The following is a 26,550-nucleotide window of genomic DNA, read 5'->3' on the forward strand; positions in this document are numbered from 1 at the left end:
ATTATCGATCTGGCCAACGGGCCGGCTGGAGGGGGGCTTTCATGATCGAACGTCTGGTCGCCATCATGGCTCGACTGCGCGATCCGCAGCGCGGTTGCGAATGGGACGTGGCGCAAACCTGGGCGACGATCGCTCCCTATACGATCGAGGAAGCCTATGAAGTGGCCGACGCGATCATGCGCAACGACGCCGACGACGTGAAGGATGAACTGGGCGATCTGCTGCTTCAGGTCGTTTTCCACAGCCGTATTGCCGAAGAAGCTGGCGCGTTTACGTTTGCCGATGTCGTCGGGTCGATCAGCGACAAGATGGAACGCCGGCATCCGCACATCTTCGGCGCCGTGACGGCCAGTCCCGGCTGGGAGGAACTGAAGGCTGCCGAGCGGGCCGGAAAGGACGATACGAGTGCTCTGGCCGGTGTCGCTGCCGGCCTGCCTGCGCTGATGCGCGCAGTCAAATTGCAGAAACGTGCCGCGCGCGTCGGGTTTGACTGGCCCGACACGGATGGTCCCCGAGCGAAGGTACACGAGGAGATTGATGAGGTCGTCGCAGCATCCGCAGACGAGATCCATGAAGAGGTCGGCGATCTTCTCTTTGCCGTGGTAAACTGGGCCCGCCATCTGGGCATCGATCCCGAAGCCGCGTTACGTGCCGGCAACGCCAAGTTTGAACGTCGCTTCCGCGCGATGGAAGAAGCCGCCGGCGATGCCTTTCCGGCGATGGCGCTCGATGAACAGGAAGCGCTTTGGCAGCAGGTGAAGCGGGGCTGACCCGCTGGTTCACCGCTGCTGAAAGCGTTCATAGTCCCGTTCGGCGAGACGCACTTCATACTGCGTCTCAAGTCCCTCGCTGATCTGGCCGAGGACTTCGCCATGTGCATGCAGCCATGCCGCGCCCGCTCCGTCGCCGGCTTCCAGCGTGATCCAGTAGCGGCGATGTGCAGCGGTCAACTTCGCGGCAACCTGTTCGATCAGGGCGCCCACCCCTTCCCCGCTCAACGCCGACAACGCCACCACGTCGTCCCGCCGATCGGCTTCGGCAAGCATGACGTCATGGCGTTCGGTATCGAGCAGGTCGAGCTTGTTCCACGCCTCGAACCGCGGTGTCATCTCCGACACACCGATTTCCGACAGCACCGCTTCAACGTCCGATCGCTGCGCTTCGGTATCGGGATGTGCGATATCGCGGACATGAATGAGCAGGTCTGCGGACACCACTTCTTCCAGCGTCGCCTTGAATGCAGCGACCAGTTGTGTCGGCAGGTCGGATACGAAGCCAACCGTGTCGGACAGGATCGCCTTGTCGATGCCGGGCAGTGAAATCTGGCGCAGTGTCGGATCAAGCGTCGCGAAAAGCAGGTTTTCCGCCATCACGTCCGCGCCCGTCAGCCGGTTAAATAGCGTCGATTTGCCTGCATTGGTGTAGCCGACCAGCGCGATCACCGGCCATGGTGCGCGCTGCCGCCGCTCGCGATGCAATCCGCGCGTGCGGCTGACCTGCTCCAGTTCGCGACGCAGGCGCGCCATACGATCCCTGATCAGTCTGCGGTCGGCCTCGATCTGTGTTTCGCCTGGGCCGCCAAGGAAGCCGAAGCCGCCCCGCTGGCGTTCGAGGTGGGTCCAGCTGCGTACCAGCCGTCCGCCCTGATAATCCAGATGCGCCAACTCGACCTGCAATCGCCCTTCGGCGGTCGCCGCGCGTTCGCCGAAGATTTCGAGGATCAGACCCGTGCGATCGATCACCTTGGCTTCGAGGGCGGTTTCCAGATTGCGCTGCTGCACCGGCGTCAGGCTGGCGTCGAACACGACGAGATCCGCTTCGTCCTGCCGCACCTGCACCGCGAGTTGCTCCACCTGTCCGCTGCCGATCAGGGTCGCCGGCTTGGGCGCACGCACCCGCACCGCGACCTTGTCCGTCACGACCAGCCCGATCGCTGCGGCAAGGCCAGCCGTTTCGTCGAGCCGGGCATCGGCATCACGATGCGCATCGCCCTGATCCGGCAGGACGATCAGCACTCGCCCGCCCCGGGCAAACTCGTCACGATCGCGGTTGAAACCCGTGCTCATCGCTTATTCTTCCGTCTCGCCCTCGTCGGCGAGGTTCAACGCACGGGCAGGCTGAATGGTCGATACGGCGTGCTTGTATACGAGCTGCGCCATGCCTTCGCGCTGTAGCAGCATGCAGAACAGGTCGAAGCCGGCGATATGACCCTGCAGCATGACCCCGTTGATCAGGAACATCGTTACCGAGTCCTCGGATTTACGCACGGCGTTCAAAAAGATTTCCTGCAGCAACGGCTGCTTGCGCTGCGCTTCACCGACCGAATCGACGATAGCGGCGACATCCATCGGGCCCGATGGCATGATCGTCGAAATGGCGTGCTTGTAGATCAGCTGCGACTGGCCGTCGCGGCGCAATAGCACCGAGAAATTGTCGAACCAGGTGACGATGCCCTGCAGCTTGACGCCCTTCACCAGGAACATGGTGACCGGGGTCTTGGAGCGGCGGAGAGCGTTGAGGAACAGGTCCTGGAGAGACCCTTGCTTGTCGGCCATGATGAGCCTTTCGTATTATTGGCGAGCCGTTAGCCCGCTAGTGCGCCGTTTCCCGGCGTCGGATGCCGACCGGATCGGTCGGCGATGCACATCTATGAACGATGGGTGCAAACGTCCAGCGCTCAATCCTCGCGCATGTCGGTGATGCCCAGCAACTTCAGTTTCCGATGCAGTGCCGATCGCTCCATGCCGATAAAGCTCGCGGTGCGGCTGATGTTGCCGGAAAAGCGCCGGATCTGGACGCGGAGATATTCGCGTTCGAACGTCTCGCGGGCCTCGCGCAGCGGCGCCCCCATGATCGCCCCGCCCCCGCCGCTGCCGATATCGCCTTGATCGCCCAGCACTTCGGCCGGCAACAGATCGAGGTCGATCCGGCCGATCCGGTCGCCCGGGGCGAGAATGATGGTCCGCTCGACGACGTTGCGCAGCTGACGGACGTTCCCCGGCCAGTCGTAGGATTGCAGCGCGACCATCGCGTCGGCGGCGATCTCCGGCGTGGGTACGCGCCGTTCGGCAGCGTAATGCGCCATGAAATGCTCGACCAGCGCCGGGATATCCTCGCGCCGTTCCGACAGCGCCGGGATAAGCACGGGCACGACGTTGAGGCGGTAGTACAGGTCTTCGCGAAAACGCCCCTCCGTGATCTCATGCGCCAGGTCCCGCGATGTCGCGGATACGACGCGGACGTCGACCTTGACGATACGGGTGCCGCCGATCCGGCTGAAGCTCTGGTCGGTGAGCACGCGCAATATCCGCGCCTGTGTCGCCACCGGCATATCAGCGATCTCGTCGAGGAACAGCGTACCACCGTGCGCCTGTTCGAGCAGGCCGGGGCGGACGAGGTCTCCCCCCTCCTCCACACCGAACAATTCCTCCTCGACGCGTTCGGGCGTCATCCGCGCCGCGCTGACGATGACGAACGGCGCCTGCGCGCGGTTGCTCCAGCCATGCAGCAGCCGCGCGGCAACCTCCTTCCCGACACCGGCCGGGCCCATGATCAGGACACGGCTGCCGGTAGCGGCAACACGTTTCAACGTCGCGCGCACGCCGTTGATCGCCCCGGAGCTTCCGGTGAGATCACTCTCGCGACCGGCCGAAACGCGCAGGCTCGCCACTTCGCGGCGTAGCCGTTCCGTCTCCGTCGCCCGTTCGACGAGCAACAGCAGGCGCTCCGCCTCGAACGGCTTTTCGATGAAATCGGACGCACCCCGGCGGATCGCCGCCACCGCCGTGTCGAGGTTGCCGTGGCCGGATATGACCAGCACCGGCAGCGAAGGATCGCGGCGCTTGATCTCGTCGAGCAATTCGAGTCCGTCGAGCCGCGATCCCTGCAGCCAGACGTCGAGCAGCACCAGCGACGGCCGCCGCGTCGCGATCGCCTCCAGCGTCGCATCGCTATCCGCGGCGGTGCGCGTCTCGTAGCCTTCGTCTTCGAGGACGCCGGCGACGAGTTCGCGGATGTCGTGTTCGTCGTCGACGACGAGGATGTCGAGCGCCATGGTCTAATTCCGATTGCGTGTGAGTGCGGCGAGTTGGCCGTCTTTGGTAGGTTCGAGCGCATCTGCGCCCTGATCGAGGGCGGCCAGCGCCGCCGCATCGAAGGTGATGCGGACGATCGTGCCACCGCCCTCGCGATCGGCGAAGGTCATGGTACCATGATGCTCCTCGACGATCTTCTTGACGATCGCGAGGCCAAGTCCGGTCCCCCTCGCGCGCGTGGTCATATAGGGTTCGACGATCCGGTCGCGTTCCGGCGGCAGGCCGATCCCCGTGTCCGCCACCTCTACGGTGACGACGTCGCCGTCGGCGCCGACCGCGATGAGGACGGATCCACCATCGTCGCCTTTGCTCTCAATGGCTTCCACAGCGTTCTTGACGATGTTTGTGAAGGCCTGCCCCAGCTGCCTGCGGTCGCAGACGAGCGATGGCGCGGGGCTGCCGTGATCGAGTTCGAAGTGAATGGCGGGATGCGCAACCTCGTGCAGGAACATGGCCTGACGCGCGATGTCGACCAGCGATTCCTCGCGGAACACCGGCTTCGGCATGCGGGCGAACGACGAGAATTCATCGACCATCCGGCGAAGGTCGCCGACCTGTCGCACGATGGTGTCCGTCAGGCGTGCAAAGGTCGTATCCTCGGCATCGATCTTGCTGCCGTAGCGGCGCTGGAGGCGTTCGGCGGCAAGCTGGATCGGAGTCAGCGGGTTCTTGATCTCATGCGCGATCCGGCGTGCCACGTCGGACCATGCGGCGCGGCGCTGGTCGAGCAATTGCTGGGTGATGTCGTCGAAGGTGAGGATGGGGCCGGAGTCGGTTCGCGCGATACGTACCGCCAACGTCTTGGTCTCGCCGTTGCGAATGACCTGAACGATCGCCTCGCGCTCCCGCCCCTCGACGAGCGCAGACAGTTCGGGCGACACGCTGGCAAGCGGCCGTCCGACGAGGCCATCGGCACCCATCCCGATCAATTCCGTGGCCGATCGATTGGCGATCCGAATGGTGCCGTCGTCCGCCGTCGCCAACACGCCGGCGGACACGCCGGCCATCACCGCCTCGATCAGCGCCCGGCGGCTGTCGAGCTGATCGTTGGCGGTGACCAGTGCGTTGTTCTGCTCCTGTAGCCGACCGGTCATCTGGTTGAAGGCGTTGGCCAGCGTTCCGACCTCATCCTTGCGGCGCGGGTCGGCGACGCGCGCGGTGAGGTCGCCGGTCGCGACCTTGCGCGCCGCGCCAACCAGTTCCGCCACGGGGCGCACGAGACGGTCGGCGACCGCAAGCGCGGCCCAGACGGCGATCCCGACGATCAGCAGCGAAACCAGAAGCAGCGCGGCGTTGAATTTAAGCTGCAACGCGCGCGATCGGCTTTGCAGCGTCTGGTAATCCCGCACGATCGCATCGCCACGGCGAATCTGGCTGGCGAGTTGTGGATCGAAGATCCGGGCCGAATACAGATAGGCGCCCTTGCCGTAGTCGATCGGCACGACGGCGCCGATCCGGTCGTCGCTGCGCACGATAACGAACGGCTGGCCGTCATCCAGCGCCTTCTCGATCGCGGGCGTAACGAGGTTCTGGAGCGGCCGATCATAGGGGTTGAGCACGATCAGGGGATCGGTCTCGCCCCGGCGAATGATCATGCCTTCGGACTGTTCGCGGCGATAGGTCTGCACCAGCAGGAGTTGCTGAAAGAACGGACTGTCGACCGCGTGGGTCTTCAACTCCGCGGACAGGTCGCCACTCATCGCCTGCACCTGCGCAACGACCCGATCCACCTCGCGCTGGTAATTTTGGCCCACGAGCGTGCGCGCATTCTCGAGCATGCCACTCGCCCGGTCGGACGACCAGAATTCGACGCCGATCTGGAACAGGAGCGACGCGAAGATGGTGACGAGCAGCGCCGGAACCGCCGCGATGATCGAGAAGATGGCGACCAGCCGAACGTGCAGCACGCCCTCACCACCGACGAGAGACGCGGCTGCCCGCTTACGGGCGATCCGGCGGCCCAGCAGCATCAGCAAGGCGATGCCCGGCACCAGATTGGCGACCAGCAACAATGCTATCGTCGGCGGAGATAGTGGCGTCTGCGGCGTGCTGCTGCCGGCAATGATGAAATAAGTCGCAGTCGCGATCGCGATGGCCAGCGCCAGCACCAGCCCTTCGACGGCGGGCGTGATGCGCAACCGGCGAACCGGCGTCTCGTCCATCAGATCGGGCGTAAGGGCCGCGTCCATCCCGGCCTCCGTACAACGTGGATTGTTGCACGGAAACCACATAATTCAGTTTGGCGATGGTTTGTGGTGACAGTCAGCCGGATCGTGACGGCACCACGTGCCGATGACGGCATGACGGCGAATGACGGCCTATTCCTCCCCGCGAGCGCTGATCCCCAGCGTATCGAGGCGTTTGCGTAACGTATTGCGATTGAGCCCCAGCGCCCGCGCGGCGCGAAGCTGGTTGCCGGCATGTCGCGCCAGCATGGTTTCGATCAACGGCCGTTCCACCTCGCCGATGACGCGATCGTACAACGTCCCGTCGTCCAGCGCGTCGGGTCGTTCGCGGGCGATGCGTTCGACAAGGTAGCGCACAGCCTCGGCGATGCCCGGATCGGCAGCCTCGGCGAGTGTGCCGGGAGCGCCGAGCAGGTCGCGAATCGTCGGCGCATCGATCAGTTCGTCGCGGGCGAGGACCGCGAGCCGGCGCATGAGGTTCTCCAGTTCGCGGACATTGCCGGGCCAGTCGTGTGCCGTCAGGGCTGCCTGCGCCTGTTCGCCGAGCTGCCGGCGGGGAAGCCCCTGCGCTGCCGCGTTTTCCAGGAAATGGCGGGCGAGCAGCGGAATGTCCTGCCGCCTGTCCCGGAGCGCTGGCAGGGTGACCGGCACGACGTTGAGGCGGTAGAACAGATCCTCGCGAAACTGGCCGGAGGCGACCTGCTGGGTCAGGTCCCGGTTTGTGGCGGCGACGACGCGAACGTCCGCGCGCATCGTGCGTGCGCCGCCGACGGTGGTGAACTCGCCCGATTGCAGGACCCGGAGCAAGCGCGTCTGCGCCTCCATCGGCATGTCGCCGATCTCGTCGAGGAACAACGTCCCGCCCGCCGCCTGTTCGAAACGGCCGGCGTTGCGGACCGCGGCTCCCGTAAAGGCACCGCGTTCGTGGCCGAACAGCTCTGCCTCGATCAGCTCGCGCGGGATCGCCGCCATATTGATGGCGACGAACGGGGCCGCGCGGCGCGCGCCGAGATCGTGGATCGCACGGGCGACCAGTTCCTTGCCCGTCCCCGATTCGCCGGAGATCAGCACGGTGAGATCGTTGGATAATACGCGGGCGATGATGCGGTAGACGTCCTGCATTGCCGGCGATCGCCCGATCAGCGGCAACGTGGGGTCCTCTCCCGCCTCCGGCTGCGGCATCACGGCGCCCCGCGCCAGGGCACCGGTAACGGCACGGGTCAGATCGTCGAGGTCGAAGGGCTTCGGCAGATATTCATAGGCGCCGACTTCCGCTGCGCGCACTGCCGTGGTCAGCGTGTTCTGTGCCGACAGGATGATGATCGGCAGTTGCGGCAGACGCTGGCCGATTTCCTTGACCCGTTCGATGCCGTCACCATCGGGCAGGATGACGTCCGTCACCAGTACGTCAGGCACGCGCGTCGCCAGAATGCGGTCGAGCTGCGCGAGCGTTTCGGCGGTCTGCACTTCGTGGCCGGCACGACGCAGAGCCTGCGCGACGACGGTGCGGATCGCGGCGTCGTCGTCGACGACCAGGATGCGCGTCATGACGCCGCCCTCGGCAGCAGCAGGCGGAGCGTCGTCATCTCTGGGCTTCCTTCGCGCGCATACTGAACGATGCCGCCCATATCTCGCATCAGCTTGTCGACCAGCGCGAGGCCGAGCCCCTGCCCCTCCGGACGTCCGGAGACGAATGGATCGAACAGGTTGTCGGCGATATCGGCGGGCGCGCCCGGGCCGTTGTCGAGCACGCAGATCTCGATCGGCAGAGGCACCCTCGGCCTGCCGGCCGCCGCCGCGACGGACATGCCATGGCGGTAGGCGGTGGTGATGACGATCCGGGGTTTGCGTTCCAGACGAGACGCTTCGTGGGCGTTCTTCAACAGGTTTATGAGAATTTGCAACAACGCGTCGCGATTGATCGCCGCGGAGGGGAGCGACGGGTCGAACCGCTCGTCGATCACGACGCCGCGCGCGAAGCCGGCGAGCGCGAGCCGGCGGGCGTGGCCGATCAGCGGATAGATGTTTTCCGCCGCGATCTCCAGCGGGCGGGTGTCGCTGAAATCCTGCATCCGGTCGATCAGCGCCGCGATCCGGTCGACCTCGGTGACGATCAGCGTCGTCAGTTCGCCCGCACCGAGCAACTGCGCAGCGCCGCGGATGCCAGACAGCGGGTTCTTGATTTCGTGCGCCAGCATCGCCGCCGCGCCGCTCGCCGCGCGCGCGCTCGCCCCACGTGCGCTCGGGCCAAGCCCGCGGGTACTGGCAGCGGGATGCAATGTGATCGCCCGCCACCCGGCATGATCGGCGACTGCCGCCTCGACGAAATCCACCCTGATGCGGGGGCCGTGAGGGGTCGCGATCTCGGTATCGTAAAAGGCCATCCCCTGCCCTTCGCGTCGGTCCCCGGCGGCGGGCGGCGGCAGGATCGCCGCGATGGGCTGGCCGCGCATCACGCGTTCGGACAGGTTGAGCAACTGTTCTGCGAGCGCATTGGCGTGCGCTATCCGGTCGTCGGGATCGACGATCAAGACGGCCACGGGGAGCGCGGCGAACAGCTCGGCAAACCCCGGACGACCGGCCATGATGCCGTCAGGCAGCCTGCTGGACGGGTGGCTGGTCGCGGAACGGTGCGTAGAAGTCGGCGAGCATGCGCTTGACCGTCTTCGCGTCGGGCTGCTGGTTCACGGCGTTGCGGAATTCCGCGGAGCCGTTGAGGCCCTTGGTGTACCAGCCGATGTGCTTGCGCGCCATGTTGACGCCGGTGATGTCGCCATAATGATCGAGCATCGCGTCGTAATGTTCGATGATGACGCGATATTGTTCGTCGAGCGATGGATCGGGCCGGCGGGTGCCGTTCTCCAGATACTCCATCACCTGACCCAGCACCCATGGCCGCCCATAGGCACCGCGGCCTATCATGATGCCGTCCGCTCCCGATTGGTCGAGAGCCGCGATCGCATCGTCGATCGTGCAGATATCGCCGTTCGCGATCACCGGGATCGTCACCGCGTCCTTCACGGTGCGGATGAAGCGCCAGTCGGCCGACCCCTTGTACATCTGGTTGCGGGTCCGGCCGTGAACCGTGATCAGCCGGACGCCGAGGTCCTGCGCGATGCGGGAGAGTTCCGGGGCATTGAGGCTGTCGAGATCCCAGCCCATCCGCATCTTGAGCGTCACCGGCGCCTTCACCGCCTTGACCACGCTGTCGACCAACTGGGCTGCAAGCTTCAAATCGCGCATCAGTGCCGACCCTGCATCGCCGTTGGTCACCTTCCGCACCGGGCAGCCCATATTGATGTCGATGATCGCCGCACCACGATCCTCGGCAAGCTTTGCCGCTTCCGCCATCTCGTAGGGCGTGCAGCCGACGAGCTGCATCGATACCGGCTCCTCGGATAGGTGCCATGCTGCCTTCTGGATCGATTGCCGCGTTTCGCGGATCGCCGCCTGGCTCGCGATCATCTCGGTGACGTTGAGGCCCGAGCCGTAGCGCCGGACGAGCGTCCGGAACGGCATGTCGGTGACGCCGGTCATCGGCGCCAGCACGACGGGGCTGTCGATCCGCACGGGACCGATCTGGATGGGCGTAAGGTGAGCCATGATCTGCCTGAAAATTGGGCAACATCTACCGTCTCGAGGCCGCTCTGGCAAGGGGGACGTGGGTGCGCTAGGCGACGGCGATGACGGATCGACCACGCACGGTGGCGCTGATCGTCGCGGCGGGCAGCGGCTCGCGCGCGGGCGGCGCGATTCCCAAACAATATGCGAAGGTGGCCGGCAAGCCGCTGATCGCGCACGCCTATGCCGCCTTCGTGGGGCATCCGGCGGTGGACGAGGTCTTGGTGGTGATAGCTGCGGATGCCGGGGATCTGGCGGCAGCGGCGCTGGGGCCGGTACGAACGGTGACCGGCGGCGCATCGCGGCGCACGTCGGTGGCGTTGGGACTCGCCGCGATCGAGGCGGACCGCGTCCTCATCCACGATGCTGCCCGGCCATTCGTACCGGCGGATGCGATCGATCGGGTGCTGTCCGCACTCGATAGCCACGACGGCGCAATGCCGGTTCTCGCGGTGGCGGATACGCTGGTGCGGGACGGCGTGGTCGTACCCCGCGACGGCCTGTCCCGCGTGCAGACGCCGCAGGGTTTCCGCGTCGAGGCGCTGCGTGCCGCCCACCGGGACTGGCCTGCAGGCGAGGATGCGACGGACGACGCGCAGATGGTACGACGACTTGGCGGGAGCATCGCTTTGGTGCAGGGCGACATCATGCTCGATAAGGTCACGCATCCAGAGGATTTTGCCGCGGCGAACGCCAGGGTGGCATGGGAGACGCGGAGTGCGTCCGGCTTCGACGTTCACCGGCTGGAGGCTGGCGAGGAATTGTGGCTCGGCGGCGTGCTGATCCCGCACGACAAGGGATTGTCGGGTCACAGCGACGCCGACGTCGGCCTTCACGCGCTGACCGACGCCTTGCTCGGCACGATTGCAGCGGGCGATATCGGCACGCATTTCCCACCCAGCGATCCACAGTGGAAGGGTGCGGACTCGGCGCAATTCCTGCAACATGCCGCAAAGCTGATCGCCGACAAGGGCGGGCGGATCGATTTCGTTGACCTGACCCTCATCTGCGAAGCCCCCAAGATCGGGCCGCACCGGGCAGCGATGCAGGCGCGGATCGCAACGCTGCTCGGGCTCGGCGAGGATCGGGTGAGCATCAAGGCGACCACCACCGAACGACTGGGCTTCACCGGCCGGGGCGAAGGCATCGCGGCACAGGCTATGGCAACCGTGAGCCTGCCGCGATGAAGGCGGCTCTCGCCATCGTCGCGCTCCTGTCCGCCTCGCAGGCCGAGGCGCAGACACGCTGCATCACCACGCCCGAGGCGGAGGCGATGGCGCTCGTCGCCTTGCCCGACATCATCCAGCAAACCGGGATCGTCTGTTCCAGCCGCCTGCCCGCCAACAGTCTGGTGCGGCGGACGGACAGCGACTTCCTCGATCGATATCGACAGGCGGCGGATCGCGCCTGGCCGAACGCCCGTGCGGCGATCGTCAAGCTGTCCGATCCGATGATCGATTCGCTGCTGCAATCCGAATTCGCGCGGCCGCTGCTGACGGCGGCGTTGGCACCCGTGCTGGTCGGCCGGATCAACCCCGCCGATTGCGGTACGATCGACCGGTTCGTGACGCAGCTTGCCCCCCTGCCCCCGGCCAACACCGCGGGGGTGATCGTCACCACATTGCGTTATTTCAAGGCGGAGAAGGCGAAGGGGAAGGCGATCAACGTTCCCGACTTGCCGCTCTGCACGGAGGCCGGGCGATGACGGACACGTTGCTGCCTGCGGAGCTGCTCGCCGCCGCGGAACGCGTGGTGGAGGCGAACCGCGCAGCGGGCCGGACGATCGCGCTCGCCGAAAGCTGCACCGGCGGACTCGTCGCCGCGGCGATCACCGAAATCCCCGGGTCATCGGATGTGTTCGGTGCCGGCTTCGTCACCTATTCGAACGAAGCCAAGATGAAGCTGCTGAAGGTCAATTCCGACGTGCTGGAAACGTTCGGCGCGGTGTCGATCGCGGTGGCGTGGAGCATGGCGCAGGGTGCGCTCGCCAACAGCGGCGCCGACGTCGCCGTGGCGATTACGGGTATCGCCGGGCCGGGTGGCGGATCGGAGAAGAAGCCGGTCGGCACCGTCGTATTCGCGCGCGCGGAAAAGGGTGGCGATCCAAGCGACGTTCACGCCGATCGCAAGATGTTCGGCGATCTGGGTCGCGGCGGCATCCGCCTTCAGGCGGCGCTGGTCGCGCTGGAATTGCTGCTGCCGTAAAGCACCTTCGCGCGATCCTCGAACGCGCCGATCATCCGGCGCAGCGCGACCCCGAACACCTGCCCCGCCAGCATTTCGAACATCCGGTTCTTGAACTGGAAATCGACCGTGAAATCGACCGCGCAGCCGCCCTCCTCGGCACGGAAGCGCCAGTCGTTGTGCAGGTATTTCAGCGGTCCATCTATATATTCGACGTGGATGTGCTCGGGCCGCGTCTTCTCCACCTTCGACGTGAAGGTTTCGCGCAGCCCCTTGAACCCGACGATCATGTCCGCAAGCGTCGCGGTGTCGCTATCCTGCCGGACGCGCATCGCGCTGACCCAGGGCAGAAACTCCGGATAGCGCTTCACGTCGGCCACCATGTCGAACATCTGCTCCGGCGTGTAGGGCAGATGGCGTGTCTCGCTGTGCTTAGGCACGTGCAGCCAACTTCGCCTCGCGGTTCACGCGCATCTTCGCGAAATCGTCCCCGGCATGATAGCTCGACCGCGTCAACGGCGATGATGCGACCAGCAGGAACCCCTTGGCGCGCGCGATCGCGGCATAGCTGTCGAACGCCTTGGGCGTAACGAATTCCTCGACCCTGGCATGCCGCGGCGTCGGCTGAAGATACTGACCCATCGTCAGGAAATCGATGTCGGCCGAGCGCATGTCGTCCATTACCTGATGCACCTCGAGCCGCTGTTCGCCGAGCCCGAGCATCACGCCGGATTTGGTGAAGATCGACGGGTCGAGCTTCTTGACGCTCTCCAGCAGCCGGATCGATGCGTAGTAGCGTGCGCCGGGCCGGATCGTCGGATACAGCCGCGGCACGGTTTCGAGATTGTGGTTGTAGACGTCCGGCCGCGCCGCGACGATCGCCTCGACCGCGGCCTCGTGCTTGTTGCGGAAATCCGGCGTCAGGATTTCGATCGTCGTCCGCGGATTGGACCGGCGGATCGCCTCGATCACCTTCACAAACTGCTTTGCCCCGCCATCCGGCAGATCGTCGCGATCGACCGAGGTGACGACGATATGCTCCAGCCCCATCTGTGCCGCGGCGTCGGCGACGTTGTTCGGCTCCATCGGGTCGACCGCGCGCGGCATGCCGGTCTTGACGTTGCAGAAAGCGCAGGCGCGGGTGCAGGTGTCGCCCAGGATCATGACGGTCGCATGCTTCTTGGACCAGCATTCGCCGATGTTCGGACAGGCCGCTTCTTCGCAGACGGTCGTCAGGCTCTTCGACCGCATCAGCTCGCGCGTCGCGGCGAAGCCGGCGCTGGTCGGCGCTTTCACGCGGATCCAGTCGGGCTTGCGCAGACGGGGTTCGGACCCGGAAAGCGGGACTTTGGCGAGCGGCGTCATCTCGTTCATGACCGCGAGATAGCGATCAACCCGGTCCCGAACAACCTTTGTGGCGCAGCGCGATCACATGGCCGTTTTGCGCCATTGTAAAGCTTTGTGGCTGGGTGGCCGAGCCGTGGGACAACCGGCATTTTAGCGCGTTATAGCCGAAGACAGGACATATTACGGAGGCAGAATGACCGACTTCAGCGACATGATCGAGGGCTATGGCCGGTTTCGCGAGCAGGCTTGGGTAGAACAGCGCGAACGCTGGGAAGAGCTTGGACGGGGCCAGAGCCCCAAGGTCATGGTGATCGCCTGTTCCGACAGCCGCGTCGATCCCATGCAGATCTTCGATGTCGCGCCGGGCGAGATCTTCGCGGTACGCAACGTCGCCAATCTGGTGCCGCCATTCGAAACGACGCAGGGCTATCACGGTGTGTCGGCGGCGATCGAATTCGCGGTGACACAGCTGGAGGTGCCGGAGGTCGTGGTGATGGGTCACGGATCGTGCGGCGGCTGTGCAGCGGCACTGTCCGGCGGCTTCAAGGACGCCGAACCCGGTCATGGCGGCTTTATCTCCGACTGGGTCGGACTGCTCGACGACGCGAGCGAGCGCGTGAAGGCGAAGTTCGGCGACGGCCCGGATGCGAAGCGCGAGATGGAGCATGAGGCGGTACGCGTCAGCCTTGCCAACCTGCGCACCTTCCCGTTCATCACGGAGCGGGAGGCTGCGGGCAAGCTGAAGCTGCGCGGCGCCTATTTCGCGATTGCGGACGGCGTACTGCACGTCATGGACGACGACGGGGTGTTCGCACCCGCACGCTGATGTGTCGACGGGGCGATGTCAGATACGGCGTCGCCCCCGATCTTCAGATCGACATGGCGTAGATGACGTCGTCGCACAGCATATTACCGACCTGATACTGACGCCGTCCCGCGACTGTGAAGCCGCGCCGTTCGTAGAACCGCCTCGCATGCGTATTCCTCCCGAGAACGCCGAGCAGCAGCCGCGTCTTGCCGAGCGCGCGCGCGTCATCGATCGCCTGCGTCATCAACCGGGTGCCGAGGCCTGTGCCTTGCGCGATCGTGAGCGTGTAGATGCGGCGGAGTTCGATATCGTCCCTGCCCGTCGCGATCGGGAAATCGGGCATGGTCATCAGCGTGTAGCCGACCGGCGCGCCGCCGTCGGGATGCTCGGCGATCGTGACGATGCTGTCAGGGGCATCGCTCCAGGCGGCGAATTTCCCGGCCGAGCTGTTCCTCATGACGTGCGCGACGATGTCCGCGCCGTCCAATATGCCGGCGAAGGTGCCGAGGAAACTCGCACCCGCGACCAGCGCGACCGCGGGCGCATCCTCGCTGGACGCACGCCGCAGCCGCCACCGCGTCATCAGCCGACGATTTCGTTCGGCTGGAAGAAATAGGCGATCTCGATCTCGGCATTCTCGTCCGAATCCGAACCGTGCACGGTGTTCGCCTCGATCGATTCGGCCAGCTCCTTGCGGATCGTGCCGGGCTCGGCGTTCGCCGGGTTGGTCGCGCCCATGATCTCGCGATTACGCTGCATCGCGTTCTCGCCTTCCAGCACCTGCACGACGACCGGACCGGAGATCATGAACGTGACGAGGTCGTTGAAGAACGGACGCTCGCGGTGCACGTCGTAGAAGCCCTCGGCCTGCTCACGGGTCATCTGGATGCGCTTGGAGGCGACGACGCGCAGGCCGGCTTCCTCGAGCATCTTGGTGACCGCACCGGTCAGGTTGCGGCGGGTGGCATCGGGTTTGATGATCGAAAAGGTACGGTTCGCGGCCATGATGGTCACGGGCTCCTGTGGTTTTGTTGCAATTCTCGAAGTGGCGCCGCCCTAGTCGGGGGTGGTCCGGTTTGCAACCGGTTCGGATGGTGGCGGCCCGCGGCGCACCGTCCGCCCCCGCCGTCATCCCGGCGAACGGAGGGATCAATGGGAAGCAATCAGGCAGCGATGACGCTCAACCTCGCAACCTGTGCATCCATGGGGTCCCGGCGTTCGCCGGGATGACGGGTCAGGCGCGCGAGGTCACGCCGCCTGTTCCCAGCGGCCGGCGTCGTTCTGCTTCCAGTAACGCCGCTCGACACCCTCGCGTCCGTTCAAATCGCGCCACGCCTTGCGAGCCGGCTGGATGTGAGCGTCCTCGAAGAAATGAAATGCCCGGTCGAAATCGAGCGCGTCATCCCGCCATTCGCCATCGACGAGGGCGATATGGCGAGCCGCATTCGCCGCGTTCACGTCGGCCGCGATCAGGATCGGCTGCAGCGTGTCGTCGCCCATGCCGATCTGGCCATGCGGCAGGAAGCTGTCGGCGCGATACGTCCACAGCAGCCGGTCGAGGTCCGCGCGCTGGTCGTCTCGGGCGCTGACGATCAGCAGGCGGGCGCCCGATTCCACGACCTTCGCCGCGATCTGCGGCAGGGCGCGGTCGAGCGGGGTGGCGGTGAGATGATAGAAATCGACCTGCATCGCCAGATCCTATCCCACACGCGCCACCCGCTCCAGTGTTCGCTCAGCGTTCGAAATTGTCGGCGATCACCCGGTCGAGCAGCTTGACGCCATAGCCCGTCGCGCCCTTGTCATAGGTCGTGCCGGGCTTGTCGCTCCACACCATGCCGGCGATGTCGAGGTGGGCCCATTGCACCCCGCTGTCGACGTAACGCTGGATGAACTGCGCCGCGGTGATCGATCCTGCGCCGCGCGGCCCGACGTTCTTCATGTCGGCGATCGGCGAATCGATCAGCTTGTCGTATGTGTCCGACAGCGGGAAGCGCCACAGCTTGTCGCCGGTCGCGATGCCGGCGGCCAGCAGCTTGTCCGCCAGCGCATCGTCGTTCGCGAACAATCCGCCATATTCGTTGCCGAGGCTGACGATCATCGCACCCGTCAGCGTGGCGAGATCGATGATCGTCTTCGGCCGGAACGTCTTCTGCGTCCACGTGATGGCATCGGCCAGCACCAGTCGCCCCTCGGCATCGGTATTGAGGATCTCGATGGTCTGGCCCGACATCGACGTCACCACGTCACCGGGCCGCTGCGCGTTCGCGTCCGGCATGTTCTCGACCAGACCCATTACACCGACGACGTTGATCTTCGCCTTGCGCGCGGCGAGTGCCTTCATCGTGCCGGCGACGGCACCCGCGCCGCCCATATCCCACTTCATGTCTTCCATGCCGGCACCCGGCTTCAGCGAGATGCCGCCGCTGTCGAAGGTGACGCCCTTGCCGACCAGCGCCAGCGAGGGGTCGCCTTCCCCTGCGCCGTTCCACTTCAACGCAAGGATGCGGGCCTCGCGCACCGAACCCTGGCTGACGCCGAGCAGCGCGCCCATGCCGTGCTCCGCCATCTCCGCCTCGTCGACGACGATGATCTCGAGCCCAAGTCCCTCGACGTCCTTGCGGACCTGCTCGACGAAGCTTTCAGGATACAGGATGTTCGGCGGCGCAGCGACCAGGTTACGGGTGAGTTCGAGCCCCTTCGTCAGAGCATCCTGTGCCGCCCATGCGGCGTCCGTACCGTCCGGCGCACCCGCGACCGTGAGCGTGGCGAGTGTCGGCTTCTGCTTGTCCTTCAGCCGCGTGCGATAATGATCGTAGCGCCAAGCACGCTGCGCGGCGGCGCCGGCGAAGCGCGCGGCAGCCTTGGCCGTGGGCGCGGCTGCGGACAGGTCGACCGTCACGTCGGTCGCGCCGGAGGTCAGCAGCTTCGCGACGAGCGCACCGCCCGCCTTTTCCCAGTCCGCCTCGCCACCCGCGCCGACGCCCAGCAACAGCACGCGACGGGTCGCATCGCCCTCCGCCAGGAACAGGTCGACGATCGCGCCTGCCTCGCCCTCGAAGCGCGCCGCCGCCGCCGCCGCGCTGGCGATGACCTGATGCCCGTCGCCGAGGCCCGGCCAACCGGCGCGTCCGGCGATATCCTTTTCCACCGGCAGCGCGAGGATCGCGGGGGCGGCAGCGACGGTGGGGGAAAACGCGATCTGCATGAAAGGCAACTTCCTGGCACTGAAAACAGGCGCTTGATCTAGGGTCGGCGAGCGGGAAGCACAACGATTGCAGCGATGCCCCGGTGATGCGATAGGCACGGGCGAGGCGTCGTTCAGGGCGGCGCCGGTCACGCCAAAGGGTGTCCGGATCATCGTGTTGCGTTTCGACCTTCTCGCCGGTTGTGCCCTAGCCGCGGCTCTCGCCACCGCTCCGGCGGCGGCGACCGCCACGCCGGCGATCGCGCCATCGCCGCAGGATCTGCAGGACCGCGGCGTCGCGCCGCCTCCGGCCAGCGATCCGGCGATCACCGCACCCGCCGCTGACGACCAGGTGCAGTTCAGCGCGGGCAGCCTCGAATACGACACCAACTCCGACGTCGTCACGGCCCTGACCGAGGTCCGGATGTTCCGGCAGGGCGATCGCCTGCGCGCGGACCGGGTCGTGTGGAACCGCAAGACCGGCAAGGTCGTCGCCACCGGCAACATCGCGATCACCAATCCGCAGGGCGACATCGCCTATGGCGATTCGATCGAGCTGACCGATTCGCTGAAGGACGGTATGGTCGACAATATGCTCGTCGTCCTCGAACAGGGCGGCCGCATGGCGGCGGCACGGGGTACGCGGCTGCCCGACGGAACGATGCAGCTCGACAAGGCCGCCTACACGCCCTGCGCGGTCACCACGTCCGAGGGATGTCCGAAGGAGCCGTCGTGGAAGATCACGGCGATCCGCATCACATACCGGCCGGATCGCGAGCGCGTGTTCTTCGGCGGTGGTCGCTTCCACCTGTTCGGCCTGCCCGCCCTGCCGCTGCCAGCCTTCTCGATGCCGGTCGGTGGCGGATCGGAAAGCGGGTTCCTGACGCCCGATTTTCAGCTCGATCGCGTCAACGGGCTCGAGTTCGTCACCCCCTATTATTTCCGTCTCGCCCCCAACAAGGGGCTGATACTGACGCCGCACGTCTTCACCGAAGTCCTGCCGATGATGCAGGCGCAATATGATGCGCTGGGGACGCATGGCGCCTTCCGCGTCACGGCCTATGCGACCGAAAGCCGCCGCAGCGACGATCTCAACACCAGCACGCCGACCGATACGAAACGGGCGTTCCGCGGCTATCTGGATGGCGTCGCCCGGTATCAGCTGTCGCCGTACTGGAGCATTGCGGGGTCGGCGCGGCTGACCACCGATCGCACGTTCCTGCGCCGGTATGACATATCGCGCGACGACCGGCTGCGAACCACGGCATCGCTGGAGCGGATCGACCCGAACACCTATTTTGCGCTGACCGGCTGGTACGTGCAGACGCTGCGGGTCAACGACCCGCAAGGGTCGCAGCCGATCGCCTTGCCCGAGCTGGACTTCCGCAAGCGGATCGACCTCGGTGGCGGCAAGCTGCAATTGCAGGCCAACACGCTGGCGATCACCCGGACGCAAGGGCAGGATACGCAGCGTGCCTTCGTCGCCGGGCAATGGGATCTGCGCAGGCTGACCAACTGGGGTCAGGAGGTGACGCTGACCGCCTACGCCCGCGCCGACGCCTACAACACCAATGATTCGCTGCTGACGAACGTCGTGAGTTATCGCGGCGTCGACGGGTTCCAGACCCGTGCGATCGGCGCGCTGGCGGTCGACGTCAAATGGCCGTTCGTGGGCGAATTCCTCGGCGGGACGCAGCGGCTGACCCCTCGGCTGCAGATCGTCGCATCCCCGAAGGTCGCGAACCTCGACGTGCCGAACGAGGATGCGCGCGCCGTCGATCTGGAGGATTCGAACCTGTTCGCGCTCAATCGCTTCGCCGGCTACGATCGCTTCGAGGACAGCAGCCGCGCCACCTATGGCGCCGAATGGGCCGTCGCGTTGCCGGGCATCACCGTCAATACGGTGATCGGGCAGAGCTATCGCTTGTCGACGCGACCGACGATCCTGCCGGACGGCACCGGCCTGAGCGACCGTTTCTCGGATTACGTCGGCCGCACGACCGTGCGTGTCCGCGATTTCGTGTCGTTCACGCACCGCTATCGCCTCGACAAGGATGGTTTCGCGGTTCGGCGTAACGAGGTCGATGCGACGATCGGATCGCGATCGACCTACGTGCTGGCCGGATACCTGCGGCTCAACCGCAATATCGTGCCCGCGATCGAGGATTTGCAGGACCGCGAGGAAGCACGCGTCGCCGGCCGCGTGCAATTCGCGCGGTTCTGGTCCGTATTCGGGTCCGCCATCGTCGACCTGACCGACCGGCGCGAAGACCCGCAGTCGTTCTCGGACGGCTTCGACCCCATTCGTCATCGGCTTGGCGTGCAATATGAGGACGATTGTCTGCGTCTGGGCGCGACATGGCGACGCGATTATCAGGATACCGGCGACGCCCGCTCCGGCAACAGCTTCCTGTTGACGCTGGCGTTGACCAATCTCGGCCGCTAAGCCGCAGTTCAGCTGGATCGGGGCAAGACCGGGACAAGGAGTTGCGCCGTCGTGCGCAGCCGAGCTTTGGGGTAACGGAACAACGTGACGCACAACAATCGACGGGCCGCGCGGATCGGCCGCACCTTGGGTTGGGTCGCGCTGGCGGCGTTAGGCACCGGCGCGGTCGCGCAGACGGTGCAGGACAGCCAGGTGCCGGAAACGAACCTCAACATCCCGGCCAATCTGCAGATCTTCGGCAAGCTGGATCCCAACGTCCGCAAGCCGACCGCGATCGTCAACGACACGGTCATCACCGGTACCGACGTCGACCAGCGACTGGCGCTCACCGTCTTCAACAACGGTGGCCGCGGCCCCGCGCCCGAACAGGTCGACGAATTCAAGCTGCAGATCCTGCGCCAGCTGATCGATGAAACGCTCCAGATCCAGGAAGCGAAAACGTCCGAGGTCACCGTGACCGCGGCGGAACTCGACCAGAGCGAGGCGGGTCTGGCGAAGCGGTTCAACATGACCCAGCCGCAGTTTCGCGAGGCACTGCGCAAGGCGGGATCGTCCGAACGCTCGTTGCGCCGGGCGATTGAGGGCGAACTGGCGTGGAACCGCTATCTGCGTCGCAAGATCGAACCGTTCGTCAACGTCGGTGACGAAGAGGTCGAGGCGATTCGCAAGCGTATCGAGGCATCGCGCGGCACCGAGGAATACAATCTCCGCGAAATCTATCTGAGCGCGAACGACGGCAACCGTGCCGAGGTGTTCGCCAAGGCCAAGCAGATCATCGCCGAAATCCAGAAGGCGCAGCAGCCGTTCGAGCTGTTCGCACGCAACTATTCCGAAGCGTCGACCAAGGGCGTCGGTGGCGATCTGGGCTGGATTCGCCTCGTGACGCTGCCGCAGTCGCTGGCCGATGCGACGCAGCAGATGCAGGTCGGTCAGGTCGCAGGGCCGGTCGAGACGCCGGGCGGCTTCTCGATCCTGTACCTCACCGACAAGCGCACGATCGGCGCGGCGGACCCGCGCGACGCCAAGCTGAGCCTGAAGCAGCTGACCGTCTCGTTCCCGGCCGGCACGACGCAGGCGCAGGCCCAGTCGCGCGCCGCTGTTTTCGCCAAGACGGTGCAGTCGATCCAGGGTTGCGGCACGGTCGAAAAGGTCGCGGCGACGATCAACGCCGAGGTGGTCGACAACGATTCGATCCGTATTCGCGACCTGCCCGCGCCGTTGCAGGACATCATGGTCAAGCTTCAGGTCGGGCAGGCGACGCCCCCGTTCGGTTCACCCGCCGAAGGTGTTCGCGCCCTCGTTCTATGCGGTCGCGACGATCCGCAGCAGTCCGTCGTACCGGGTGCAGCGCAGATTCAGGGACAGCTCGAACAGCAACGCGTAAACCTGCGTGCGCAAAGCAAGCTGCGCGATCTGCGACGCGATGCGGTGATCGAGTATCGCTGACATGATGAAGTCCGCTCCCTCTGCGGCCCCCCTCGCCATCGCGATGGGCGATCCCGCCGGGGTCGGGCCGGAGATCATCGGGAAAAGCTGGGCGGTGCGTTCGCTGCGTAGCCTGCCTCCGTTCGCCGCGATCGGCGATCCGGCGGCGATCGCGCGTGTGTGGAGCGGTCCGGTGGAGGCGATCGACACGATCGATGATGCACCGGCGGTATTCGATCGGGCGCTGCCGGTGCTGGCCGTCGCCGATGCCGGACCGGTAACGCCGGGCGAGCCGAGCATCGCCGGTGCCCGTGCGGCGTTCGAGGCGCTGGAGCGCTCGATCGCGCTCGTCCGCAATGCCGATGCCCGCGCGCTGGTGACCGGCCCCGTGTCGAAGGCGCAGCTTTACGGCATCGGCTTCAATCATCCCGGCCAGACCGAATTCGTTGCCGAACGCTGCGGCGTCGCCGGCGACGATGCGGTGATGATGCTCGCCGGGCCTTCGCTGCGGGTCGTGCCGATCACGGTTCATGTGCCGCTGGCGCAGGTGACCTCGCTGCTGTCGGTGGATCTGATTGTCGCAAAGGGTCGGGCGGCTGCGGCCGGGCTGACCCGCGACTTCGGCATCGCCACACCGCGGCTCGCCTTTGCCGGGATCAACCCGCATGCCGGGGAAGGCGGCGCGATCGGTCGTGAAGAGATTGACCTGCTCACACCCGCGATCGCCCGGCTGCGGGCCGAGGGCATCGACGCCACCGGACCCTTCGCTGCCGATACGCTGTTCCACGCCCGCGCTCGCACCGGCTATGATGTCGTGCTGTGCTGCTATCACGATCAGGCGCTGGTGCCGATCAAGACGCTGCATTTCGACGAAGGCGTCAACGTGACGCTCGGTCTGCCGATCGTGCGGACGTCCCCCGATCATGGCACCGCGTTCGGCATCGCCGGCCGCGATCAGGCGCATCCCGGCGCGATGATCGCCGCCATCGCCATGGCAGGACAGGCGGCGGATCGCCGCGCAGCGGCATGAGCGAGGCACCTGTGGGCGGCAAGCTGCCGCCGCTGCGCGAGGTGATCGCCAAATATGGCCTCAACGCCAGCAAGGCGCTGGGCCAGAACTTCCTGTTCGATGGACAGCTGCTCGCGCGCATCGCTGCGGTGCCCGGCGATCTGCGGGATGCCGAGGTGCTGGAGGTCGGTCCGGGACCGGGCGGCCTGACACGGGCGCTGCTGGCCGCCGGTGCGCGGGTTACCGCGATCGAACGCGACCGCCGCTGCATCCCCGCGCTTGCCGAACTCGGCGAAGCCTGGCCGGGAAAGCTCCGCGTGATCGAGGGGGATGCGCTGGACGTGGATGCGCCGTCGCTGTTTGAAGGGCGGCCGCACATCGTTTCGAACCTGCCCTACAATGTCGGCACCGCCCTGCTCGTCGGCTGGCTCACCGCGGCGTGGCAGCCGTGGTGGCAATCCTGCACCTTGATGTTCCAGAAAGAGGTTGCCGACCGCATCGTCGCTGCCGCGAACGACGACGCCTATGGCCGGCTTGCCGTCCTCAGCCAGTGGCGTTCGTCCGCCCGCATTGCGATGCCGGTCCACCGTTCCGCCTTCACCCCGCCGCCGAAGGTGATGTCCGCCGTCGTCCACCTCGTACCCGTGGAGGCACCGGCCGGCGTGGACGTGAAGGTGCTGGAACGCCTCACCGCCGCCGCCTTCGGTCAACGCCGCAAGATGCTTCGCCAAAGTCTGAAGGGCGTTCCCGGGGCTCTCGATGCGCTGGAGCGGATCGGGGTCAAAGCGACCAGGCGCGCCGAAACGGTCAGCGTGGCGGAGTTCGTCGATCTGGCGAGGGAAGTATCACGCCCCTCCCTCTAGGGAAGGAGAGCAGCCGCCATCAGTTCTGAGCGGCGACCGGCTTGGCCTCCGGCGCTTTGGTTTCGACCTGCGCCGTCGTCAGCGGAGGTCCCTTGGCGATCACCGCGGCCAGCTGGTTCGCCTCCGGGCAGGCGCCCTTGCACAGGGTTTTGATCTTGGCGAGGTTGCCCCGCGCAACCGCTACCGCCCCCTTGGCCACCAGCGCCTCGCCCTGCCCGCGTAACGCGGCGATGTCGTTCGGCTCCAGCGTCAGCGCCTCGCGGTACAGGCGGATCGCCTTGCCCGGCAGGCCCCGCGTTTCAGCGACTTCCGCGAGGACGATGAACGCCTGACGATTGCGCGGATCGACTGCCAGCGCGGTTTCGATCAGGTCGGTCGCCCCGTCGAGATTGCCGGCGGTGCGCGCCGCACGACCCTCGGCCAGCAATTGCAGCGAACGCGCGTCGATCTGGTCGTCGGGGCGCTGGCCGCTCAGCGATGTCGAGACGCATACCAGGGTCAGCGCAGCGGCAAGGGCGACGGACGTAACGCGCATGAAGGTCTCCACTCGGGGCATTGTGCCCGAGATTAGCAGGGGCGGACCAGCCGTGCGACAAAAAAGCCGTCGGTGTTGTCGCTCGCCGGATCGAGCCGCAGTCCCTGCCCACGTGCTGCGCCTGCCGGAAGATCGAGCGGCTCGGCAGACCATCCCGGATGATCGTCGAGGAATGCCTCGACCTGCCCTGCACCCTCGGCGTCGAGCAGCGAACAGACGATATAGACCAGCGCGCCGCCCGGCCGGACGAGGCTCGCGCCGACCTCCATCACATGCCGCTGCTGGCTGGCAAATTTGCCGAGCCGGTCCGGCGTCAGCCGCCAGCGTGCCTCGGGGTTGCGTCGCCACGTGCCAGTGCCCGAACACGGCGCATCGATCAGCACGCAATCCGCGGTATCGGACCAATCGGTCAGCGCCTCGACCTCCCGGTTCGGATCGAGCAACCGGGTTTCGACGATCGTCACGCCCGCCTTCGCGGCCCGCGGAGCCAATCGCGACAGCCGCCCGCGATCGATATCGGTCGCCAGTATGCGTCCTTCGTTCGCCATCGCCGCGGCGAGCGCCAGCGTCTTGCCGCCGCCACCCGCGCACAGGTCCACCACCGCCTGCCCGGGCTGCGCACGCGCCGCCAGACTGACGATCTGGCTACCGGCATCCTGCACCTCGATCCGACCGCCCAGCGCATCGACGTTCGTCCCGCTGGGCAGCCGCATCGCATCCGGCAGTCCGGCGATCGGCTCACCGCCAAGCTGATCGATGGCCGCCGCATCCGCGGTCAGCCGATTGATCCGCACATCCAGCGGCGCGCGCGCGATCAACGCCGCCTGCTGCTGCGTCGATACGCCGGATTCCGCCAGTGCATCGGCCAGCCAGCCCGGCATGACCCCGCTCGCCGCCGCCTGTTCGCCAGCGTCGATCGGCGCCGGTCCGTGCGTCGAGCCATCGAACGTCACTGCGACGGCCTCATCATCGATCGCAACTGCCAGCATCGCCGCGCGACCCGATGCCGGCACCTCGCCGGCTCGTCGGATCGCAGCGTAGACCAGCTCGCGCACCGCGCGGCGATCCTTCGACCCGGCATAGCGGCGCGTGGCGAAATAGCGGGATATCAGGGTATCCGCTGCGGCACCGCCGCCCCGTGCGGCGGCGATCACCTCATCGAGTAATTCGATGGCGGCCTGTGTGCGGGCGGCGGGGGTCACTGGGCGGACGACGACATGCAGTTGATCCAATTCGATCGTTCGCCCCGGGCGCTTCGCAGGGCGTGAGGCTCAATGGGCTTCGACTGGCCCGGCATGCACGGACGCAAGGCGGCAGCGCGTGTCCGGATCAGCGCGTCGGATAATTCGGCGCTTCCCGCGTGATCGTCACGTCGTGCACGTGGCTTTCCTTCAGCCCCGCACCGGTGATCTGGACGTACTCGGCCCGCTTTTGGAGATCGGGGATCGTCGCCGATCCGGTATAGCCCATCGCCGCCTTGATGCCGCCGACGAGCTGGTGGATCACGTCCCGGGCCGGTCCCTTATAGGCGACCTGCCCCTCGATACCCTCCGGCACCAGCTTCATCTGGTCCTTGATATCGCCCTGGAAATACCGATCCGCGGATCCGCGCCCCATCGCGCCGACCGATCCCATCCCGCGATACGACTTGTACGCCCGCCCCTGGTACAGGAACGTCTCGCCCGGCGCCTCTTCGGTGCCGGCGAGCAGCGATCCGACCATGCACGTCGATGCCCCCGCCGCCAACGCCTTGGCGAGGTCGCCCGACGTACGCAGCCCGCCATCGGCAATGATCGGCACGCCATGCTTGGCGGCTGCCTCCGCGCAATCCATCACCGCGGTCAGCTGCGGCACGCCGACGCCCGCGACGACGCGCGTGGTGCAGATCGACCCCGGCCCGATGCCGACCTTGATCCCGTCAGCGCCCGCATCGATCAGCGCACGCGTCGCCGCGCCGGTCGCGACGTTGCCCGCCACCACCTGCACCGAATTGCTGAGCTTCTTCACCCGCTCGACCGCGCGCGCGACGTCGCGATTGTGGCCGTGCGCCGTGTCGATCACGATCAGGTCGCATTCCGCGTCGACCAGCGCCTCGGTCCGCTCGAACCCCTTGTCGCCGACCGTCGTCGCCGACGCGACCCGCAGCCGTCCCGCCGCATCCTTGGTAGCGGTCGGATAGGTCACCGCCTTCTCGATATCCTTCACCGTGATCAGCCCGACGCAGCGATACGCCTCGTCCACCACCAGCAGCTTCTCGATCCGCCGCTGGTGCAGCAGCACGCGCGCTTCCTCCTGCCCGACGTCGGTGGTGACGGTGGCGAGGTTCTCGTGCGTCATCAGCTCGGCGACCGGCTGCTTCGGATTGCCCGCAAAGCGCACGTCGCGGTTGGTGAGGATGCCGACCAGCTTGCCGTCGCGCTCCACCACCGGGATGCCGCTGATCTTGTGATGCGCCATCAGCGCCTGCGCCTCGGCCAGCGTCGCGGTCGGCGCGATCGTGATCGGGTTGACCACCATCCCCGATTCGAACCGCTTGACCTGTCGCACCGCCGCCACCTGTTCCTCGATCGACAGGTTGCGGTGGAGCACGCCGATGCCACCGAGCTGCGCCATGACGATCGCCATGTCCGCCTCGGTCACCGTGTCCATCGCCGACGAAAGGATCGGGATGTTGAGCGCGATGCCGCGCGTCAACTGCGTCCGCGTGTCGGCGGTGCTCGGCAGGATGTCCGACTCAGCCGGTACGAGCAGCACGTCGTCGAAGGTGAGGCCGAGCCGGATGTTCAAGATGCCGTTCCTCGCGGGAGGGGAGAAGTGGCGGGCCATGTAACCGCAGTGCGGCATTCGC

Annotated in this window: 25 protein-coding genes; 9 read left to right on the plus strand and 16 right to left on the minus strand. The window is 66.3% G+C overall.

The window, feature by feature from the left end:
* The first annotated feature begins 41 nt into the window (after positions 1 to 41).
* On the plus strand, positions 42 to 770 hold the full coding sequence (mazG, locus tag NF699_03105) for a nucleoside triphosphate pyrophosphohydrolase (protein ID USU05704.1): 729 nt from the start codon (positions 42 to 44) through the stop codon (positions 768 to 770).
* A 9-nt stretch (positions 771 to 779) separates the two neighbouring features.
* On the opposite strand, the gene hflX is transcribed toward mazG, so the two are convergent.
* The 7 genes from hflX to dusB form a co-directional block, all read right to left on the minus strand.
* Positions 780 to 2,066 carry a GTPase HflX gene (gene hflX, locus NF699_03110; GenBank protein ID USU05705.1) on the minus strand — a complete coding sequence of 429 codons (1,287 nt, stop codon included), beginning with the start codon at positions 2,064 to 2,066 and terminating at the stop codon, positions 780 to 782.
* 3 nt (positions 2,067 to 2,069) lie between these two features.
* A complete protein-coding gene (gene hfq, locus NF699_03115) occupies positions 2,070 to 2,555 on the minus strand; it encodes an RNA chaperone Hfq (protein ID USU05706.1) in 486 nt (161 codons plus the stop codon).
* Positions 2,556 to 2,677: 122 nt separating this feature from the next.
* Positions 2,678 to 4,054 (minus strand): sigma-54 dependent transcriptional regulator, encoded by a 1,377-nt coding sequence (locus tag NF699_03120; GenBank protein USU05707.1) that lies wholly within the window; start codon positions 4,052 to 4,054, stop codon positions 2,678 to 2,680.
* Positions 4,055 to 4,057: 3 nt separating this feature from the next.
* The gene (locus tag NF699_03125; protein ID USU05708.1) at positions 4,058 to 6,283 is read right to left on the minus strand and encodes an ATP-binding protein; all 2,226 of its coding nucleotides are present in this window, start codon (positions 6,281 to 6,283) and stop codon (positions 4,058 to 4,060) included.
* 129 nt (positions 6,284 to 6,412) lie between these two features.
* Positions 6,413 to 7,828: a nitrogen regulation protein NR(I) gene (ntrC, locus tag NF699_03130; GenBank protein ID USU05709.1), complete on the minus strand. Its 1,416-nt coding sequence runs from the start codon at positions 7,826 to 7,828 to the stop codon at positions 6,413 to 6,415.
* Positions 7,825 to 8,865, minus strand: coding sequence for an ATP-binding protein (locus NF699_03135; protein ID USU05710.1), 1,041 nt, complete (start codon positions 8,863 to 8,865; stop codon positions 7,825 to 7,827). Before NF699_03135 ends, ntrC begins: the two co-directional genes overlap by 4 nt.
* A 7-nt stretch (positions 8,866 to 8,872) precedes the next feature.
* A complete protein-coding gene (gene dusB, locus NF699_03140; protein ID USU05711.1) occupies positions 8,873 to 9,883 on the minus strand; it encodes a tRNA dihydrouridine synthase DusB in 1,011 nt (336 codons plus the stop codon).
* Positions 9,884 to 9,963: 80 nt separating this feature from the next.
* Here dusB and NF699_03145 point away from each other — a divergent pair, with 80 nt between their 5' ends.
* From NF699_03145 to NF699_03155, 3 genes are read left to right on the plus strand one after another with little or no spacing between them, the layout of a single operon-like run.
* Positions 9,964 to 11,088 carry a bifunctional 2-C-methyl-D-erythritol 4-phosphate cytidylyltransferase/2-C-methyl-D-erythritol 2,4-cyclodiphosphate synthase gene (locus NF699_03145; protein ID USU05712.1) on the plus strand — a complete coding sequence of 375 codons (1,125 nt, stop codon included), beginning with the start codon at positions 9,964 to 9,966 and terminating at the stop codon, positions 11,086 to 11,088.
* Entirely contained in the window at positions 11,085 to 11,606 is a 522-nt protein-coding gene (locus NF699_03150; protein ID USU05713.1) for a hypothetical protein, read from the plus strand. Before NF699_03145 ends, NF699_03150 begins: the two co-directional genes overlap by 4 nt.
* Positions 11,603 to 12,106, plus strand: a complete 504-nt coding sequence (locus NF699_03155; GenBank protein ID USU05714.1) for a CinA family protein — start codon at positions 11,603 to 11,605, stop codon at positions 12,104 to 12,106. Before NF699_03150 ends, NF699_03155 begins: the two co-directional genes overlap by 4 nt.
* On the opposite strand, the gene NF699_03160 is transcribed toward NF699_03155, so the two are convergent.
* Positions 12,067 to 12,525, minus strand: a complete 459-nt coding sequence (locus NF699_03160; GenBank protein ID USU05715.1) for a type II toxin-antitoxin system RatA family toxin — start codon at positions 12,523 to 12,525, stop codon at positions 12,067 to 12,069. The two genes, NF699_03155 and NF699_03160, sit on opposite strands and share 40 nt — an antisense overlap.
* Complete coding sequence (gene lipA, locus NF699_03165; GenBank protein USU05716.1) at positions 12,518 to 13,459, minus strand: lipoyl synthase; 942 nt, start codon at positions 13,457 to 13,459, stop codon at positions 12,518 to 12,520. Before lipA ends, NF699_03160 begins: the two co-directional genes overlap by 8 nt.
* 166 nt (positions 13,460 to 13,625) lie before the next feature.
* Here lipA and NF699_03170 point away from each other — a divergent pair, with 166 nt between their 5' ends.
* Positions 13,626 to 14,258, plus strand: a complete 633-nt coding sequence (locus NF699_03170) for a carbonic anhydrase (protein USU05717.1) — start codon at positions 13,626 to 13,628, stop codon at positions 14,256 to 14,258.
* Between the two features lie 43 nt (positions 14,259 to 14,301).
* Here the strand turns inward: NF699_03170 and NF699_03175 are convergent, their stop codons facing one another.
* From NF699_03175 to NF699_03190, 4 genes are all read right to left on the minus strand, one after another.
* Positions 14,302 to 14,823: a GNAT family N-acetyltransferase gene (locus tag NF699_03175; GenBank protein USU05718.1), complete on the minus strand. Its 522-nt coding sequence runs from the start codon at positions 14,821 to 14,823 to the stop codon at positions 14,302 to 14,304.
* Positions 14,823 to 15,245 (minus strand): nucleoside-diphosphate kinase, encoded by a 423-nt coding sequence (ndk, locus tag NF699_03180; GenBank protein ID USU06972.1) that lies wholly within the window; start codon positions 15,243 to 15,245, stop codon positions 14,823 to 14,825. The genes NF699_03175 and ndk overlap by 1 nt, the downstream gene beginning before the upstream one ends.
* Positions 15,246 to 15,488: 243 nt before the next feature.
* Entirely contained in the window at positions 15,489 to 15,929 is a 441-nt protein-coding gene (locus NF699_03185; protein ID USU05719.1) for a DNA polymerase III subunit chi, read from the minus strand.
* Between the two features lie 43 nt (positions 15,930 to 15,972).
* Complete coding sequence (locus NF699_03190) at positions 15,973 to 17,445, minus strand: leucyl aminopeptidase (GenBank protein ID USU05720.1); 1,473 nt, start codon at positions 17,443 to 17,445, stop codon at positions 15,973 to 15,975.
* Positions 17,446 to 17,599: 154 nt separating this feature from the next.
* On the opposite strand from NF699_03190, the gene lptD reads away from it, so the two are divergent.
* The 4 genes from lptD to rsmA all read left to right on the plus strand — a co-directional run bounded on the left by lptD (position 17,600) and on the right by rsmA (position 23,167).
* Positions 17,600 to 19,870 (plus strand): LPS assembly protein LptD, encoded by a 2,271-nt coding sequence (gene lptD, locus NF699_03195; protein ID USU05721.1) that lies wholly within the window; start codon positions 17,600 to 17,602, stop codon positions 19,868 to 19,870.
* 84 nt (positions 19,871 to 19,954) lie between these two features.
* Positions 19,955 to 21,316, plus strand: coding sequence for a peptidylprolyl isomerase (locus NF699_03200; protein ID USU05722.1), 1,362 nt, complete (start codon positions 19,955 to 19,957; stop codon positions 21,314 to 21,316).
* Positions 21,317 to 21,320: 4 nt separating this feature from the next.
* Positions 21,321 to 22,325: a 4-hydroxythreonine-4-phosphate dehydrogenase PdxA gene (gene pdxA / locus NF699_03205; protein USU05723.1), complete on the plus strand. Its 1,005-nt coding sequence runs from the start codon at positions 21,321 to 21,323 to the stop codon at positions 22,323 to 22,325.
* The gene (gene rsmA, locus NF699_03210) at positions 22,322 to 23,167 is read left to right on the plus strand and encodes a 16S rRNA (adenine(1518)-N(6)/adenine(1519)-N(6))-dimethyltransferase RsmA (GenBank protein ID USU05724.1); all 846 of its coding nucleotides are present in this window, start codon (positions 22,322 to 22,324) and stop codon (positions 23,165 to 23,167) included. Before pdxA ends, rsmA begins: the two co-directional genes overlap by 4 nt.
* Before the next feature lie 19 nt (positions 23,168 to 23,186).
* Here rsmA and NF699_03215 read toward each other — a convergent pair whose 3' ends face one another.
* The 3 genes from NF699_03215 to guaB form a co-directional block, all read right to left on the minus strand.
* Positions 23,187 to 23,702 carry a tetratricopeptide repeat protein gene (locus tag NF699_03215; protein USU05725.1) on the minus strand — a complete coding sequence of 172 codons (516 nt, stop codon included), beginning with the start codon at positions 23,700 to 23,702 and terminating at the stop codon, positions 23,187 to 23,189.
* A 32-nt stretch (positions 23,703 to 23,734) separates the two neighbouring features.
* Entirely contained in the window at positions 23,735 to 24,904 is a 1,170-nt protein-coding gene (locus tag NF699_03220; protein USU06973.1) for an RsmB/NOP family class I SAM-dependent RNA methyltransferase, read from the minus strand.
* A 127-nt stretch (positions 24,905 to 25,031) separates the two neighbouring features.
* The gene (gene guaB / locus NF699_03225) at positions 25,032 to 26,489 is read right to left on the minus strand and encodes an IMP dehydrogenase (protein ID USU05726.1); all 1,458 of its coding nucleotides are present in this window, start codon (positions 26,487 to 26,489) and stop codon (positions 25,032 to 25,034) included.
* Positions 26,490 to 26,550: the final 61 nt, after the last annotated feature.

The organism is Sphingomonadaceae bacterium OTU29LAMAA1 (genome assembly GCA_024072375.1).
Lineage (GTDB): Bacteria > Pseudomonadota > Alphaproteobacteria > Sphingomonadales > Sphingomonadaceae > Sphingomonas.